The 16,304-nt window shown below is 24.1% G+C and carries 17 protein-coding genes; all 17 read right to left on the reverse strand.

Annotated features, from left to right (window positions below; genetic code table 11):
- Window positions 1–51: 51 nt before the first annotated feature.
- The 17 genes from ACBT_RS00680 to ACBT_RS00760 all read right to left on the reverse strand — a co-directional run bounded on the left by ACBT_RS00680 (window position 52) and on the right by ACBT_RS00760 (window position 16,247).
- On the reverse strand, window positions 52–399 hold the full coding sequence (locus ACBT_RS00680; RefSeq protein ID WP_176325294.1) for a hypothetical protein: 348 nt from the start codon (window positions 397–399) through the stop codon (window positions 52–54).
- Window positions 399–749: a hypothetical protein gene (locus ACBT_RS00685; protein ID WP_208993258.1), complete on the reverse strand. Its 351-nt coding sequence runs from the start codon at window positions 747–749 to the stop codon at window positions 399–401. The genes ACBT_RS00680 and ACBT_RS00685 overlap by 1 nt, the downstream gene beginning before the upstream one ends.
- 137 nt (window positions 750–886) lie before the next feature.
- A complete protein-coding gene (gene ftsA, locus ACBT_RS00690) occupies window positions 887–2,197 on the reverse strand; it encodes a cell division protein FtsA (RefSeq protein ID WP_176325310.1) in 1,311 nt (436 codons plus the stop codon).
- A gap of 73 nt (window positions 2,198–2,270) precedes the next feature.
- Window positions 2,271–3,782, reverse strand: a complete 1,512-nt coding sequence (locus ACBT_RS00695; protein ID WP_176325311.1) for a PcfJ domain-containing protein — start codon at window positions 3,780–3,782, stop codon at window positions 2,271–2,273.
- Window positions 3,779–4,219 (reverse strand): hypothetical protein, encoded by a 441-nt coding sequence (locus ACBT_RS00700; RefSeq protein WP_176325312.1) that lies wholly within the window; start codon window positions 4,217–4,219, stop codon window positions 3,779–3,781. The genes ACBT_RS00695 and ACBT_RS00700 overlap by 4 nt, the downstream gene beginning before the upstream one ends.
- 31 nt (window positions 4,220–4,250) lie before the next feature.
- A complete protein-coding gene (locus ACBT_RS00705; RefSeq protein ID WP_176325313.1) occupies window positions 4,251–5,030 on the reverse strand; it encodes an MYG1 family protein in 780 nt (259 codons plus the stop codon).
- 280 nt (window positions 5,031–5,310) lie between these two features.
- On the reverse strand, window positions 5,311–6,603 hold the full coding sequence (locus ACBT_RS00710) for a WYL domain-containing protein (protein ID WP_176325314.1): 1,293 nt from the start codon (window positions 6,601–6,603) through the stop codon (window positions 5,311–5,313).
- Window positions 6,603–8,255, reverse strand: coding sequence for a response regulator (locus tag ACBT_RS00715; RefSeq protein WP_176325315.1), 1,653 nt, complete (start codon window positions 8,253–8,255; stop codon window positions 6,603–6,605). Before ACBT_RS00715 ends, ACBT_RS00710 begins: the two co-directional genes overlap by 1 nt.
- Window positions 8,248–8,889 (reverse strand): hypothetical protein, encoded by a 642-nt coding sequence (locus ACBT_RS00720; protein ID WP_176325316.1) that lies wholly within the window; start codon window positions 8,887–8,889, stop codon window positions 8,248–8,250. The genes ACBT_RS00715 and ACBT_RS00720 overlap by 8 nt, the downstream gene beginning before the upstream one ends.
- Window positions 8,886–11,525: an ankyrin repeat domain-containing protein gene (locus tag ACBT_RS00725; protein WP_176325317.1), complete on the reverse strand. Its 2,640-nt coding sequence runs from the start codon at window positions 11,523–11,525 to the stop codon at window positions 8,886–8,888. Before ACBT_RS00725 ends, ACBT_RS00720 begins: the two co-directional genes overlap by 4 nt.
- Window position 11,526: 1 nt before the next feature.
- Window positions 11,527–11,871, reverse strand: coding sequence for a hypothetical protein (locus ACBT_RS00730; RefSeq protein WP_176325318.1), 345 nt, complete (start codon window positions 11,869–11,871; stop codon window positions 11,527–11,529).
- 70 nt (window positions 11,872–11,941) lie between these two features.
- A complete protein-coding gene (locus ACBT_RS00735) occupies window positions 11,942–13,363 on the reverse strand; it encodes an ATP-dependent DNA helicase (RefSeq protein ID WP_176325319.1) in 1,422 nt (473 codons plus the stop codon).
- A gap of 76 nt (window positions 13,364–13,439) precedes the next feature.
- The gene (locus ACBT_RS00740; RefSeq protein ID WP_176325320.1) at window positions 13,440–13,703 is read right to left on the reverse strand and encodes a hypothetical protein; all 264 of its coding nucleotides are present in this window, start codon (window positions 13,701–13,703) and stop codon (window positions 13,440–13,442) included.
- Between the two features lie 84 nt (window positions 13,704–13,787).
- The gene (locus ACBT_RS00745; protein ID WP_176325321.1) at window positions 13,788–14,534 is read right to left on the reverse strand and encodes a hypothetical protein; all 747 of its coding nucleotides are present in this window, start codon (window positions 14,532–14,534) and stop codon (window positions 13,788–13,790) included.
- Window positions 14,531–15,100, reverse strand: coding sequence for a ComF family protein (locus tag ACBT_RS00750; RefSeq protein ID WP_176325322.1), 570 nt, complete (start codon window positions 15,098–15,100; stop codon window positions 14,531–14,533). The genes ACBT_RS00745 and ACBT_RS00750 overlap by 4 nt, the downstream gene beginning before the upstream one ends.
- Before the next feature lie 69 nt (window positions 15,101–15,169).
- Window positions 15,170–15,505, reverse strand: a complete 336-nt coding sequence (locus tag ACBT_RS00755) for a DUF4145 domain-containing protein (RefSeq protein ID WP_176325323.1) — start codon at window positions 15,503–15,505, stop codon at window positions 15,170–15,172.
- Window positions 15,506–15,584: 79 nt separating this feature from the next.
- Window positions 15,585–16,247, reverse strand: coding sequence for a hypothetical protein (locus tag ACBT_RS00760; RefSeq protein WP_176325324.1), 663 nt, complete (start codon window positions 16,245–16,247; stop codon window positions 15,585–15,587).
- Window positions 16,248–16,304 lie beyond the last annotated feature (57 nt).

Consider the following 16,304-nt stretch of genomic DNA (forward strand, 5'->3'; position numbering starts at 1 on the left):
GTGACTTATTAGCTCAAATATTTAAATTATTTGAGCTAATTTTAAAAAAATCTATTTATTTCTAGGATAAGCTGTTGCTGTAAACTTAGTTGTATAAACTGTTCCTACAAAAGCATAAGTCCATGATTCTGTAACTTTAATATCAGTTATAATATCTCCATTAGCTTGACCTTTTAAAACATCGTAAGCTTGTTTGTGTCTATCATTAACTCCTATTGGAATAAACAATAATAATTGAAATCCACTAGCTTCACCAGAAATTGTTCTACCTTCACTTTTTTTATCAGCATAAAGCTTAGGATCTACACTATCAAAAGTTACAGGTTTACCCGAACAACCAGTAAAATAAACCGCAAATACAAATAGTAATATTACTTTAAAAATTTTATTAAACTTCATTATTTTATCTCCCTAATTGCATCACCTGTAATAGTTACACTTCTATTTGTTCCAATTAACCACCAATACCAATCTTCACTATATGTTACGTTTATTAGACCCGTTGCTCCTGGGACACTTCTAATTGCATCTGCATAAGCTCTTTCTGTTCTATCATTTAATCCAAGTGGAATAAAATAATATGCTGTTGCTAATGCTGCTAATGAACCATTCCCATTACCCTTTGCTTTTCCTAATATCTCATATTTCTCAGGTTGTTTATTTTCTATTGTTACTTCTTTTGAAGAGCAACCACTTAAAATAAACATACTTAAACCAATTAGAGAAAAACTAACAATTTTTTTACTCATACTATGTTTCCTTATTTATTTGATTTTTGCTTTTATATTTTTTTGTAGTTAATACAATTCATCCTCCCTTCTAGAATAGAATCATATTAATTTTATTTCCCACATAATGTCTAAATGTTTTTATTAGTCGAAATCTTTTAAAAGATTTCAACGAATCTTTTATAAAGATCTTTTAATTTTGAAACTCCTTTTGGTTGTAGTGGAGTTAGAATCATCTCTTCTTTTGGTGGTTTTGGTTTTTCTTGCTGTTGATTATTATTATTTTGAATAGACCTATTAATTAGCAAAGATTTATTTGAGTCTAATTCTATTCTATCATCAAAATTTACAATATAATTTATTGAGCCTATTGAAGAAGAGATAATAGATTCATCAAGATCATTAAAGCTATTTTTATCTTCAATTGGGTTTTGAATAACGATAGGAATACCTTCAAATATTTTATTAGCTAACTCTTTAATACCTTTTAGTTTTGATAATCCACCTGTAATTATTATTCCCTCTTCTAAATCACTAATACATCCAGAGTTTTTGAGTTTATTTTTTAGAATAACTAGTAACTCCTCTACTCTTGCATGAACTATTGTTTGTATATTTGAAAGATTTATACTATCAATATTAGATTCAACTTTTAATGTGCAATCTTTATTATCTAATTCATTATAGTTAGTAAGAAGATTAGAGTATTGAAGTTTAATATTTTCAGCATCACTAGAAGAGATATTAAGCATCATCACTAAATCATTAGTTATATTTTGTGAACCAATAGCTATAAAATCATTAAATAAAAAAGTTGCACCTTTTATAGCAATTATTTCACTTGTTTGTGATCCTAAATCTAAAACAGCTATACCTCTCATTCTTTGTTTTAAATTAGTCAAACTAAATAGAGATGAATAAGATTTTAAAACAAAGTTTACATTAAATATATCTAATCTTTGAAACATATTTTTAACATTAGCTAATAGATTTTTTTTAACAACAATAATATTTACATAAACTTCAAGATTATTTCCAGCTTGACTTAATGGATTAACTGTTTGAACGCCATCAATAATAAATAGTTTAGGAATTAGCTGAATCATCTCATAATCATAAGGAATAGATGCGTTATACATACAAATTTGTAAAAGTTGATTTATCTCTCTATTAGTAACTAATCTATCAGGTATATTAATTTTTCCAGAGCTTTTAATATTCAAAGAGTCTTTACCACACAAAGATACAACTGTTTTATTAATTTCAATTGAGTTATCTTTTTTAACTGTTTCAACAGAGTTTTTAAGAGCTAAAAATAGATCTTCAATATCAACAATAGTCCCTTTTTTTATACCTAAGCTTTGTGTAGAAGATATATTAATAATATCTACTTGTTTATTGTTATTTGTTGCAATAACTGATGTGATATTTGAAGATCCCATATCAACAGCTAAAATTGTTTCTTTCATAGTTTTACCTTAATATATTTATAGGGTGAAACTATATAGATTTAACTGGTCATATTTTGTCTAAATACTAATTTTAGGTATCTTTTTCTGAATTTTCAGTAGATATTTTCTCTTCAAAATACTCTTTGAACCAACCATTTACTAAACTCATCTCTTTATCTTGAAGATCTTGATTATATTTACTTTTAGATTGAAATATTTTATTATCTTGTATTTCAACTGCAAATTTAATTACACTATCTTTGAAAAAACCATATACAATTGTTTGTTTCTCTTTAATTATTCTGCAATATCCTGAGAGACAATTTTGAAGTTTATTCGACCAATCATAAAGCTCTATTCCATTTGTTGGTAGTTTTATCTCATAATCTAAAATATTTGTGCAAGCTTTTAAAAATTTATCATCAAATTCAAATGTTGTATCAAAATCTTTTTTAGTTAAAAGCATTTGATGATATTTGATTATATCATTATGAATATTTTCTTTTTTACATTTACTAAGTACTAAATCTTCAGCATCATTAGCTATTTCAAAAAATATCAAAACTGAGTCATTTAACCAAAACATTTCCGCTTGTTTATAAGAAATAAAAAGTTTTTCTATTTGTTTCTCACTAAAGTTTTTAGTTAAGAATTTAATAAATTGGCATAAATTTGTTGGATGATTTATGTACTCTCTATGCAAATAAAAATCTAGATTCATCATTCTATTTAAAATATTTATATCTTTTATATTTCTAGTAATCGAGTAAATATAAACCAAATCATAAGATTTATATTCTTTCATCTGAAATTTGTAATTATCAAATACTAATTTCTTTAATGATTTCTCTTTTCTATAGTTCATAACAAAATCAAGTGCTTTAAGTATGGTAAACTTTTCATCTTTAGGTAGTATTTCTACATTTTTCCATTTAAAGAATTCTAAATCTAAAAGATTATTATGTTTTATAAAATAACAATACTCTTTTAAATTTGATGTTTTTAAGGCTACTTTAGAATTAAATGCATATTTACAATTTTTTAATTCTTTTAATATACTTTTTTTATACTCAGTCAAATAAAAATTTCTATTAATTAAATCTTCTTGGGAAACATATTTATAAAACATTATCTCTTTTTCAGTTAATTCACCATTTAAATTAAAATTAGTGTGTAGCTGTTCTTTATAGTTTCCAAATTGATCTATTTCTAATTCAAAAATATCTTTATCTGTATAAATTATTTTATTACTTGCTAAATCTACTGTTTTTGGGACTTTAATTTGGAAAGCAGCTCTTATTATCTTATTATTTTCATCATAATATACATTTGGCTTTAAATACAAAATAAAATCTTCATCAAATAACTCATAAATTGGTTCATACCAACTGTGGTTATTATTATAAAAATTTGCATTACAAAAAAATTCATTTTCACAATGCAAACAAATATAATCTAAAATACCCTTTTGTTCTTTAATTATAATTTCATTATGTCCACAACTACAAACATAGCAATCAATCTCATAAGGAAGCTCTATTTGTGAAAATAGATTTCTCACACTATTTATATTTAGATTTAAATGCCAAGATAGAGTGTTCATTTTTGTATTTCTTGTAATTCCCTATTTTTAGTTAATATTTTAAACTGATCAATTATTTGATCATTTCTTATAAGTTTAATCCATTTCCAATCTGTAAAAGCGACATCACCTGAATTAACTTGGGTTGAGCAAGTTATTATATCTGCATCTTGTTTTTGGCTAAGAAGTTTTCTGTATCTCAATGTTATTTTATTAGTAGTTTCTTCTTCTCTTAACCATCTTTCAAGATCAGAAATATCTATATCTTTTGTTTCAACTCTTTTAACTTTTGCAGGGTCATTGTGATCCATCTCTGATATTGGAATGTCCATATCAAAAACGTTATATTTTGAATATTTATAGTAATTATCCTTAGAAATCATATTAGTGATTTTAGCTTTAGCATTTTCAGCCCACACAAAAGCTATTTTTGGTTTGTGTGATTTTTGATTTTCCATAATTTTTACCTTGTGATTATTTTTAAATTGATCAAATATTCTTAGATAGATATTTAATCATCGTTATCTCATCTTTGGCAATTGCAAAATGTCCATTAGAATGAACAAATTCCATATTATTATCTTGTTTTAATGCTTTACCATTTAGTTCAAAAGAACCAACAGTTTTTGAAGGTACTTTTACTTTCCATGTATTATCATCTTCATCTTCCCAAACAACTGCTTTTATAAATGGCATAGTAGTTCCATTTATATAGCTTGTCCAATAGGGTGTAAATTCACTTAATTCAATAATTTTTGGGTTATGATTAAAACTAAAAGAACTATTTATAATATCTTTTGCTTTTATCATCCCCTCTTCCATATCTTTCATTGATAAAATTACATTTTTTGCAAAATCAACAGCTCTATAAAATTGTTGATTTTGTTCTTCTGATAATAAATTTCTAGTGTTATAGCATTTAATTAAAGATGAAAACTCAAATGGTTTTGCCTTCTCAATTCCAACATCATTTCTATCAACTAAATCAATAAGTTTAGAAATTTTCGGATATTTTTCACTTAAATCCAAATATTCCCAAATTAAACCAGCTGAACTTTTTCCACCTTTAAACTGATGATGATCAAAATATTTTATTCCATCATATTTTTTACTAATATCTATTACAAAATCATATTTAGAGAAATCATTAGTATCATGGTCAATTCTTTCAACTTCTATTTCATAATCAGTAAAAATTTGTAAAAGTGCAATTGCTGTTACTTCATCTGCGTGGAAGATTTTATTGTGAGTAGCTATTAGTTTTTTCATATTATTCCTTTATAAAATTTATGAAGAATAATATTGATAGATTTTGACATATTATGTCAATTGTCATATTAAATAAATTTTATAACTGATTTAATATTGATTCTTTAATTTTTTCCTATTATAGATTCTCTTACTAGGTTTTACCCTATTAGTAGGATTAAAACCCCATGTAATTCGTTGTTTGATTTGTGATTTTTTTAGATTTATTTTGATTTTCATAAGTAATACCTCTTTAAAATTTTGAGAATATTATCTTATGATTTAGACATAAATTGAGAAATTATACTTTTAAATACTCTTTTAATTCATTTTCAATACTATTTTTTAGACTTAATGGTTCAATTACTTTAACATAAGGTATCCATTTTTTTATCAATTCTACTACCTCTATTTCTTGTGTAACTGAATATTTTATTAATAAATTTCCATTTTCTTTCTTTTCAATAATCTCTTGTGATGATAAATAATTTTTAGAACTAAAATAAAAAGCTTTTTTACTAACTACCTCAATGATAACATCAATCATTTTTGATTTATACCCTTTAACATATCTACTAAAAGGAGTTTGTGAATCTTTAATAAATTGTTCAATTTCTGGATCTAGAATAAATCTTTTACCTAATTCTTTTATATCTAGAATTCTTGATATTCTATATGTACTATATAGATATTCATTATCTACTGCACACCCTACATAAAAGTTATCATTCATAAACAAAATTTTATAAGGTTTTACTTCTATTTTCATTACATTACCACTCATCTCTTCATATTCAAAATATAAAGTTTTTCTATCTTTTATATTTTTCTCAATAATATGAAAATACTCCATATCTTTTTCAATATGTTCAAATGGTCTATTTTTAAATTCATAAATTTTATTTTTTTCTTTTGCTTTTTTATTTAATATAGCTTTATCTTCTTCACTAATATCAAAACTATCAAACATATTACTTCGCTGAGCAATAGTAAAAGTTTGAATCATTAGTGAAAGTGCTTCAGGATTTAAAAAATTATCAAACATCTTTTTACCCAATGATTTATAACAACCTTTTTCTGTAGTAATTAATTCAAATGCTCTTGGAAAATGAGATTTTATAATATCTAAATCTCTTCGAATACTTTTTTCTGACATAGGTTGTGGAATACCCATTTTATTTTTAGTACTTTCATTAAACCATAGCTTGTCTAATTCTGAACCATTATAATCATAAGCATCTTGTGCAGCTTTCTGCAATCCTTCAATACAAATTTTTTCGCCATTATTAAATCTGTTAATAAGTTCTAATACTCTTCTTGTTTGTTTAGTTTCTTCTTTAACTGATTTATTTCGTTTGTATTTTTGTTTAGGATGATCAGGTTTATTTGGAAATCTTTCTAATAAAAGTCCATAATCTACCATTTCATCTATAGTCATTTGAAAAGAATCTAAATCATCATCTATATTTAAGTAATCAAATATCTCTTTAGTAGTTTTTAATGTTGTACAAAACTCAAGAATTTTTTCTTCTTGTTCATTTGTTTCTCCAAAATCTATATTTTTAAAATCTTCTATATTGTATTTGTATTCCATTATTTTGATTCCTTTTTATTAATTTCTTTTAATATTTCTTTTATTGCTTCAAACCATTTAATAATATAGGTATTATTTGGATCTTTAATTGTATTTTTTTGACAATATTTTTGAATTTCCGTCTCATCTTCACCATGAGCCTTATAATTTCTAGTGCATATAATTTCACTCAATGAAGTATCTAAAGTATGGATGCCCAATTTATCATTGCAAATATCTTTTATTTGACTAAATCCTGATCCATGTGTTCCACCATAATATTTAATTAAAAACTCAATGATGTTATAAAACGACAATATTACTAAATTTATTTTCTTTTCCAGATTACTATTCAATAAATTGAAAATACTTTCTACCTGTAATTTTATAGAAATCATATATTCATCTGAGGATCTTTTTATTATGTTGAAATTTAAAATTTCTTTTTGAGTACTCCAAATATTTTTCATGTAAAAATTTTTTTCAGCATTTATTAATAGTTCAGATAATTTTTCAATATTTTCTTTTGTTGAAAAGAATCTATTTTCCATATGATCTTTTTGAATATATCCAACTATCTTGTTTTCTTTATAAGCTTGTTCAAGAATATCACTTCTAGTGGTTGCACTTAACATTACTACTTGAATACCTGGATTTAACTTTGTATCTAGTGATGTACATTTTATTTTATTTAAAAGTTTTATTCCCGAAATATCTTCAGGATTAGTTTCTTTTTTATGGTCGATAACAACTAATCTCATATCCAAAATTATTAGATCTGGTTTTTCTTCAAAAATAATATTTATTATATTTTCTTCTATATCTTCATAATTTTTATTCTTAAACTCAAAAGGCAGATCTTTAGATATAGTAAAGTTTCTTTTCTTTTTAAAATATTCTTCAAATATATCTTCCCAGCCTTTATCAAGTTCATCATCAATAATCATTATCTTTTTTTCTGATGTAGCTTTTTGTTTAACAATTTTTAAACTAGGAGGACACTTGACTTGTTTCTTTTCTTCTAAAATATTAATATCATCTTCAATTTGATGTAACTGTTGCAAATATTTAAAATATAAATGATTAGATATTTTAGCAATAGTATTGTTGATAGATTGAGAATCAGTTATTCCTAATTCTTTTGCCCATTTATAAATTGCCCATTCATTTGCTATACTATGGTTCGTGGAGTTTTCGGGAGATTCAATATTTATTAAATCTAAAAAATCTTTTTTATAATTTATTTCATTAAATTTAGAAAAAGTTTTGTTTTTATATTTTTCAATAATTAACAAATTATTTGGCTCTACATATACATTTTTTGTAAAAGTTATTCTGGACATAGGTTCTATTTTATTTAAACCACAGGTATTTAAATCACTTAATATCACTATAGGAATAAATTTTTTTTCACCTAACTCTTGAGATAATCTAATATGATATGCTACTCTAAGACCATATAGCTCAAGATAATTCAATGATAAATTGTCTTTAATAAATATCATATTAAAATTTTTAGTTTTAAGGTCCTCAACTATAACTTTTGATATATAGTCATCTAGTTTATTATAATCACTACTTAAATAATCAAAGTGAATTATATTTTGAGATTCAAATTCTCTACTAACACTTTTAGAAATATTGTCATTATGAATTAAAATTTCATTATTCATAAATAATCCTATTGATAATGTTTAATAGATTATCTTTTATAACTTTTATTTGAGATAAGTTGATTTCATAATTATTTATTATAACATCATTAAATATTGATTTGTAATTTTCATGGTTTAAAATTTTTTTTATTTGATGAAAAAAGTCATCTTCAAATTCATCAAAATCCTCTTCAAAACTTTCATCACTATCTTCAATCAAAATATTAAGTTTTTCAAGGGTATTAAGCAATATATTTAAAGACCAGTTTTCACCATAAGCAAGCATTAAAATATGACTATCTTTTGGATACTTTTCTAAAAATATTGAAAGGTTACCATAAAGACTTTTTGCTGTTACCTCTAGCATATTATTTTTAAAAGTGCCAATATCTCCACCACCAGAAAAAATTACTAAAGACTTATTACTACAATAGTTTTTTAACTGCTGAATAATATTTTTTTCTTCATATTGAATACTCGCATGAATGATGACAGTATCAAAAGCATCAAGTTCGTTAAAATTATTCAAATATTTATTGCAGTTATCTTTACCGAAAACTGCTTCTATATTATCGTATTTTGTAAAATCAATGTTAGACTGTTTTAAACTATCACGATCTATTTTATCTTCTAGTAAAATAACTTTTTTCATACATAAAACCTTAAAATATGTGTAAACCCTTCTATTTCATTTTCAATTGGATAAGAATGTGGTTTATTATTATCGATTTCTTGATATAAGTAATCTATTTTATATCTTTTTTCGTCAGAGCAAAATGTTTCAATACTCCAATCACAAACTGATCTCAAATTTTCATAAATTCCTTTAAATCCACTTTTATTAATAGCTTTTACCAAATCATCTACATCACTTTTAGAAGTAGAACCAATATGAATAATTTTTAAAACTACTGTATTAGTCTTTTTATCTGGCTCAATAATAACTTTAACTTCATTCCCTCGATCAACTCGATCATTGATTTCTGATAATATTGTACTAAGTGCAAATTCTAATCTTTCTACATCAGTAAAAATATTTTCATGATCAACTGTTTTTATTTGTTCTAAATCAAGTTTAAAATCATACATATTTTCTTTTCTTAATTTAGTAAATTTTTTTAATAGTTTTAGATCTTTACTATCTTGCTTAATTACAAATAGACTTTTAAAATAATCCATAATAATTTTAAAAGTCTTATCCGTATGAGGTTTATTTCCAATTTTTATAATCTTATCTGAAGACCACCCCTCTGTAAACTTATCATCACCTTTTCCCCAGCAAACAATTTCACCAGAAGGAGTAACATTTCCAAGATGCTTGTTAAATAGAAAACTTTCAATATTTGAATAAAGCTTACTATTGTTATTTTCATCTTTAGTTAATATCAGAATATCGTTTTTAATTTCATTCCATCCATCTCTAGCATCACTTATAAATTTTTCATAGGTTAAATTTGATTGATCCCAATCATGATTAGTGTATTTTAATTTTGGTTCACTGAATTTTTTTAATTTATTTGATAAAAGCTTTGGATTATGAATCAATTTGTTTGAAGTAGAAATAATATTATTAAATTCATCTACTAAATTAAACTTATATATAGCAACTCCTCCTTTTAAGGGTTTTTCAACAAAATAATCGTTAATAATCATTATATATCCACATTTTTTATCATAATATAAGTTCTCATTAATGCGTTTATATTCAACTCGAAATCTTTTACCTATGTTTGTTTCAAAATTATGAATTAGGGAGTTTTCATATATATCAACTATAACTTTTCCATCAATTTGATCTCTTAATATTAATCTGTATAAATATTCATTTTCATATTCATCATGTTTTATATTACTATATTGATCATTACTATATATTCCAAGTAAAAATTGCTGCATAATGATATTAATATGTTTTTTAAAAAAATCAATTTTGTAGCCCATTAGTATAATTTCAGGGATTCTTTTTTTATTTATTTTTTCTAACATAATCAATTCTTCTGTAAGTAATGTTTCAATAAATTCAATAATTTCTTTATTTAAATTATTTTTGTCAATTTTTTTTAAATCAATATCTAACCTATATTCATTTAAAAAATCTGTTTTTATTTTCTTGCATAATATTATTTCTTTAATCAAATTAAGTGCCACTTCTTTATTTTTGATTAATTCTTTTAGTTTCTCAATAAATTTTTGAGTCAACATTTGTGAATTATTTTGGATGTCTATTTGCTTTTGATCCAATTTTTTTACTATTGGAATGATTCCTTTTTTAATAAGTAAATTTGACATTTCATAATCTAAATTTTCAAGAGAATAATTTAAAGCATTGGTATTAAACTCATTAGATATACTAGCATCTGCTCCAGCATCAAGTAATAAATATGCTATTTCTGAATTTTGATTCTGAACAGCATTTAATAAGGCTGTCCCTCCCTTGTATCCTTGTAGGTTTAGTTTAATATCCTTTTTAGTTAATAAGAGTTTTACAATATCTATATAGTTTTCATATGCTGCTTTTGTCAATGCAGTGGAATTATTAATATCCTGTAAATTAACATCAATATTAGTTCCCTCAGTTAACAGTAATTTAGCAATTTCTAAATTTTTATCATCTAAAGCAGCTATTAAAGGAGTTACACCATCTATAGATGATTGAAAATTAACATCTGCATGATATTCTAATAATATTTTTACATTTTCATAACAACCTTTATCAATTGAAATCAATAATGGAGAAGTTCTAGAACTATTACTTTTATTTGGATTAGCACCATTTGAAAGCAATAGTTTTAGAATGTTATTATTTTTATATTCACATGCGTATAATATTCCAGTCAAACCACTATTATCTACATCATCAACTTTTGCACCATTATCTAGTGCTAACTTGATTGTTTTAATATCAAATTTTTTTTTGACAAGTTGAGCAACATTTACATAATAACCTTTTTTAATAAAAATTTTTATAATCTCATCATCATGTCTTTTATCAATTAAGTCACTAACTTTTATTTTAGATATATCAGCTCCCTCATCAACTAATTTTTTAAAAGACAGAGCATCACTATTTTTAATGGTATCTTCAAGTGATAAATTTTTTTGCTTCGATAAAAAAGCTTTTGCACTTTTAAAATCTAATTCATTAGCCATTTTTTCTATTGTTTTAATATCCTCATTAGCTTTGGCAAGTTTAAATAACCTATCTTTATTTTGTTTTGTAACTATTCCATCTTTGAAAATTTGGTTATATAATTCTTTAAATGTTAAGTTTTTATAGTCTGATTTCACTCTAATTTATTCCTTCTTTATATGTTTTAAAAATATATTCGCAACTACTACCACTTCTGCTAGGGGAGGTGTTAACAGTAACAATGCTATTATTTGCATAAAAAATGTATGTTTGATAGGCTCTTAAATCATAGTCATTCCTAGTATCTTTACAAATATAATCTAACTCTTCCATTTCTTTCTTACACTTCATTAATTTATCATATCCTGCTGTAGAATTTCCATACTTTTTGTATTGCCATCCTCTTTTGCTATATTTTCTATCATTAAAAACTTCTATACTAGGTTGGATGTTTGTTTTTCCTAAATATTCGTTTAGAATTTTATTTAAATCATTTGAATTCATAACTAATCCTTTTTTATTCTATCTAATTTTATCTTTATAGATGGACATATCATGTCTATATAAATATTTATTAAAATTCAATCCCCAACATATCAAGCCTACTATCAAGTGAATTTAAAACATTATTTTGAATATCAATCAATGTTGTATCTTCATTTGTTGGCAATAATACTTTTATATTAGTAGAGGCTCTTGTGATTGCTACATATAAAAGTCTAAACATCATATCTTTATCTTTCATATTTTCTATTTCGCTTAAATCTATATATACAGTTTCATAAGTACTTCCTTGTAATTTATGAATTGTTGACGCATAAGTATATTTTACATCTACAAATAGCTCTTTAAGTTCAAAGAAAAATTTCCATTTTTTTGTTCGTTCAGTATAATTTTTTTCACTTTTTGCATTTTTTGCTATATCATCTAAAATATTTTTGAATCTAGTTTTTGAATCTGGATCTATAACTTTAAATGGTTTATTATTTAAATCCAAACAATCCCAAAAATATATTTTTAATGGTTCAAAATATATTTTCTTAGCACTTGATAACTCTACAATATCACTATTTTGATGAATTATTTTTTCATTGATTACATTTGCTTCTTGAAAAATCACTTTATCACTTTGTAATAATGGTAAAGGACTTATTACATTTTGATTTTCCCAATATCTATTTCTAATTATTCTATTGTGAGATTCAACACTTGCATTTGTAAAACTTGCTATTACTTTATCTTTTTTTGCCCAAGTATCAGGTGTACAAAAATCATTATGAAAATCTTTTTGATTTGTAAAAAATTGCACATTATTTTTAAATGTTTCATCTTCAAAAAACTCTTTTATAGAAATATATTGTTTTGATTTGATTATATTTCTAGCTTTTGTAGCCATATTGATAATATAACTACCTTGAGCTTGTCTTACTATTTTTTCAAGTCTATATTTATTTTTTACTTCTAATACTTTGTTTTTATGATTATCCACAGGAAGTAATTGATACTCATCTCCAACATACAATACAGCTTTAATTCTTCCAATTTCAATAGCTTTTATAACATAGTCATAAAGATTTCCGCTAACCATAGAACTCTCATCTACGATTAAAATATCTGTATTTGTCTCATCTTTATCTTTTGCTTTTGATGGTTCAAATTTTTGAATTCCTTTATCATAATCTGTAACGAGTTTTAAATTTAAAAAAGATTGTAATGTTTTTGTTTCAACATTTGTTGTATCTGCATCTTCACCTAAAAGATTTTGTCTTAAAACTTGCAAAGCTTTATGCGTTGGTGCAGTTATTGTAATATGATACTCTTTTTGAAGTTTTTGTACTAGTTTTGTTGTAAGATATGTTTTTCCTGTACCAGCTGCTCCACTTAATGAAATTTCATTATCCCAAACCATATTAGTTTTAATCATATTATCTAATTTTGCAAAGATTTCTTCAAAAGCTTTATTTTGTGTTGTTGAGATATTACTTGCTGTTTCCATTTTATTTTATTAATCCTTTTAAGTATTTATTCTGTAATTTTATATAAACATATAGACTTATTTTGTCTATTATTAATTAGTGTGTTTCATAATAAGCAACTACATCATAATCATATTCTGATAGTTCAGAGTCACTATTTACTCTTAATTGTCTTTTTAAAGCTTCAATATTATGAATCCATTTTTTACCATCTTTAATAAAATATCTACCATTATAAGCGTCTTCATCAAAAACAACTTCAAAACCATTTTTGATGGCTAATAGTTCACTTCTATTAAAATCTGAATTTTTGATATTTTGTAGGAATTGTGATATTTCATTGTAATTGTAAGCACTCATAATAAATCCTTTTATGTTTATTTATAAAAGAATTATATGACTTATTATAGACATATAATGTCTATAATAAGATTTAATTTGATATTAGAATAGTTCACCTTGAACAGGTTTAGATAGGATTTCTTTTTCAATCCAAGATATAAAATCATTATTGAATTTTATTCCAGAAGGTTTTCCTTTATACATTTCAGTAATTAATAAATTTGAGTATTTCTCAGTAGGTAAATAAATTTTATCTTCTTTTTTTATTACATTTTTTTCTAATAAATATTTATTTAAGTCTTGAGTTTTTTTAAATTTTTCAATTCCTTGATTTTGAAGATACTCCACAACTTCAGAAGCTGTATAGCCATTATGAGTACGATAAATAAACTCTATTTCATTTTTATTGATTTTAGTTTGTTCTAAAAATCTCTCTTCAAAAATATAATAAACTTTTGCAAATTTATCAGAATCTATTGCTCTTAAAATATTTGCAAAACTTCCTTTACTTTTTCCATCCCATATTACAAAACTAAAGTCACTATCATTTGACATAGCTTCATCTTTATATGTTTGTCTTTCTCTTTCATTTTTTATTTCACTTGAAACATTTATATATTTTGAAAGAAAATTTTTATTTGCTATATATCTAGGTGAACTAAATATTGAATACACTTCAACATTATCATAATTTGATTTTGAAAAAAAATCTTGAATTAAAGTATCTGTTCCAGGTGCATCACCTATTAATACTTTATAATTTTTTGAAATTATATTTTCCAAACTTTCAATAATTTCAGAATTAAGCTTTTTTATTGAAATTGAACCTGATATAAATACTTTTTTCATCTATTAACCCTTGTTTTTGTCATTGTAATTATATAAACATTTTTTACATTTCCATATTTATATAATACATTTGTTAATTCTTTTAATGTAGTTCCAGATCTATATAAATCATCAAATAGTAATACATTTTTTCCCTCATATCTATTATCAATTACTCCAAAAGCATTTTTTAAAATTTTTGCTCTATCATCTGGATTTTGAATATTTTTTACTTCAGAAGTTGATTTTAATTTTTTAATATAATTAGTATCTACTTTTTTTCCTACTAATTTACCAGCTTCAAGTGCAATTGCAGTAACGGGTTGTAAACTTCTATCTTTTGAAGGTGGTACAGGAATTATTGCATCAATATAATTAAAGATTCTTCTTGATTTCATAAAAGTAGCTACCATATTAGATAAATTTGTAATAGTAGTGTTATCTTGTTGATATTTTAATTTATAAACAAGTTCTCCGATTTCAGATCTAACTGTATCAAAACTACCATCACTATTTTTTGAACAAGAAACAGTATGTAAATCCATAGTCCAACCTGCTGTCCAATTTCCTTTTATAAATTGCTCCATCTTTTTTCCCTTTTGTTTAGATGGAGAAATTATAAAAGTTTATTTGGTCATATTTTGTCTATTAATTATCTAAATTCCATTATTATTTAATAAGTTTTTTTCATAGATTTCATCAATAACATTCAACAAAGAAGAAGCTATTGCAATAGCTTCTTCTCTACATATTGTACTATCTGAATAGTGAGATGAAATATTTCCATAAACTCTAACTATAGAAATATAATTTTTAGCAGTATCACTTAATATGCCTTTCTCATGGAGTTCATACACAGCTGTTGATAGAGACATTCGTAATGGTCTTCTTCCTATTTGTTCCTCATAAACTTTAAAAATGATTTTTTCTGTAACCTTTCTAAATTTAGTTCCTATTGTATCTAGGTCATCAAATAAATTCTGAAATCTCAATGTATTTATTGGAGGATTTAAAATAGCATCGTATTTAGTAATTTTATCTTTGATAATAGAAGTATTTTGAACTTCTAAATTATTTTTTAAATCTTCTTGAAATATTTCTTTGATTTTTGAATCTTCTTTTTCTTGAAAGCCATAGAATCAAATATGTAAAAATTGCAAAACCAATTACAGGTCGACTTCGATACCAATAAGACGTATTAAAACTTTTTAACGCTTCTTTCAATCCATCTTCATATGTAATGCTAATAATATCCTTAATTGAAAAAGTCATACTTCTAAAAATTGAATCCAGATATAAATATTTATCAAAAATTACTTCAGAATGATATTCGTAACCTTCATATCTATTGTTTTGAAGTAAACTAATATTTATATCAGATTTTACTACTTTATCATTCAGTTCTCTTTCTTTTGGGATTATTTCTCCATTTATTGTTAATTTGTCATTATAATATGCGTTTTTGCCAAAATTAATTATTGTAAGCTCTAATAATTCATTACATTCATCAACTTTCATTCCATTTTTTTTACAATACTGTATTTGTTCTTCTAATATTATTTTTAATTGCCTTACATCTCTTTTACTACTTCTATCAACATGAGAATAGAAGTAATAATTATTTATACCTGTTAAAATAGCAATTAAAAAAACAAATATGCTCCAATAAAAATATCTATTTCTTAAACTTAGCTGTTCTTTAATCTTTTTAAATATACTTTGCTCATTATTCATTGTTTACTGTTTCCTTTATATTAAATATTTTTTTATAATTAAATACTCAATTTACAT

This window comes from Aliarcobacter cibarius, from assembly GCF_013372265.1.
Taxonomy (GTDB): Bacteria; Campylobacterota; Campylobacteria; order Campylobacterales; family Arcobacteraceae; genus Aliarcobacter; species Aliarcobacter cibarius.

Excerpts from the sequence above, each read along its gene's own strand:
- ACBT_RS00680 (WP_176325294.1), bottom strand. The coding sequence starts at position 399 with ATGAAGTTTAATAAAATTTTTAAAGTAATATTACTATTTGTATTTGCG.
- ACBT_RS00685 (WP_208993258.1), bottom strand. The coding sequence starts at position 749 with ATGAGTAAAAAAATTGTTAGTTTTTCTCTAATTGGTTTAAGTATGTTT.
- ftsA (WP_176325310.1), bottom strand. The coding sequence starts at position 2,197 with ATGAAAGAAACAATTTTAGCTGTTGATATGGGATCTTCAAATATCACA.
- ACBT_RS00695 (WP_176325311.1), bottom strand. The coding sequence starts at position 3,782 with ATGAACACTCTATCTTGGCATTTAAATCTAAATATAAATAGTGTGAGA.
- ACBT_RS00700 (WP_176325312.1), bottom strand. The coding sequence starts at position 4,219 with ATGGAAAATCAAAAATCACACAAACCAAAAATAGCTTTTGTGTGGGCT.
- ACBT_RS00705 (WP_176325313.1), bottom strand. The coding sequence starts at position 5,030 with ATGAAAAAACTAATAGCTACTCACAATAAAATCTTCCACGCAGATGAA.
- ACBT_RS00710 (WP_176325314.1), bottom strand. The coding sequence starts at position 6,603 with ATGGAATACAAATACAATATAGAAGATTTTAAAAATATAGATTTTGGA.
- ACBT_RS00715 (WP_176325315.1), bottom strand. The coding sequence starts at position 8,255 with ATGAATAATGAAATTTTAATTCATAATGACAATATTTCTAAAAGTGTT.
- ACBT_RS00720 (WP_176325316.1), bottom strand. The coding sequence starts at position 8,889 with ATGAAAAAAGTTATTTTACTAGAAGATAAAATAGATCGTGATAGTTTA.
- ACBT_RS00730 (WP_176325318.1), bottom strand. The coding sequence starts at position 11,871 with ATGAATTCAAATGATTTAAATAAAATTCTAAACGAATATTTAGGAAAA.
- ACBT_RS00735 (WP_176325319.1), bottom strand. The coding sequence starts at position 13,363 with ATGGAAACAGCAAGTAATATCTCAACAACACAAAATAAAGCTTTTGAA.
- ACBT_RS00740 (WP_176325320.1), bottom strand. The coding sequence starts at position 13,703 with ATGAGTGCTTACAATTACAATGAAATATCACAATTCCTACAAAATATC.
- ACBT_RS00745 (WP_176325321.1), bottom strand. The coding sequence starts at position 14,534 with ATGAAAAAAGTATTTATATCAGGTTCAATTTCAATAAAAAAGCTTAAT.
- ACBT_RS00750 (WP_176325322.1), bottom strand. The coding sequence starts at position 15,100 with ATGGAGCAATTTATAAAAGGAAATTGGACAGCAGGTTGGACTATGGAT.
- ACBT_RS00760 (WP_176325324.1), bottom strand. The coding sequence starts at position 16,247 with ATGAATAATGAGCAAAGTATATTTAAAAAGATTAAAGAACAGCTAAGT.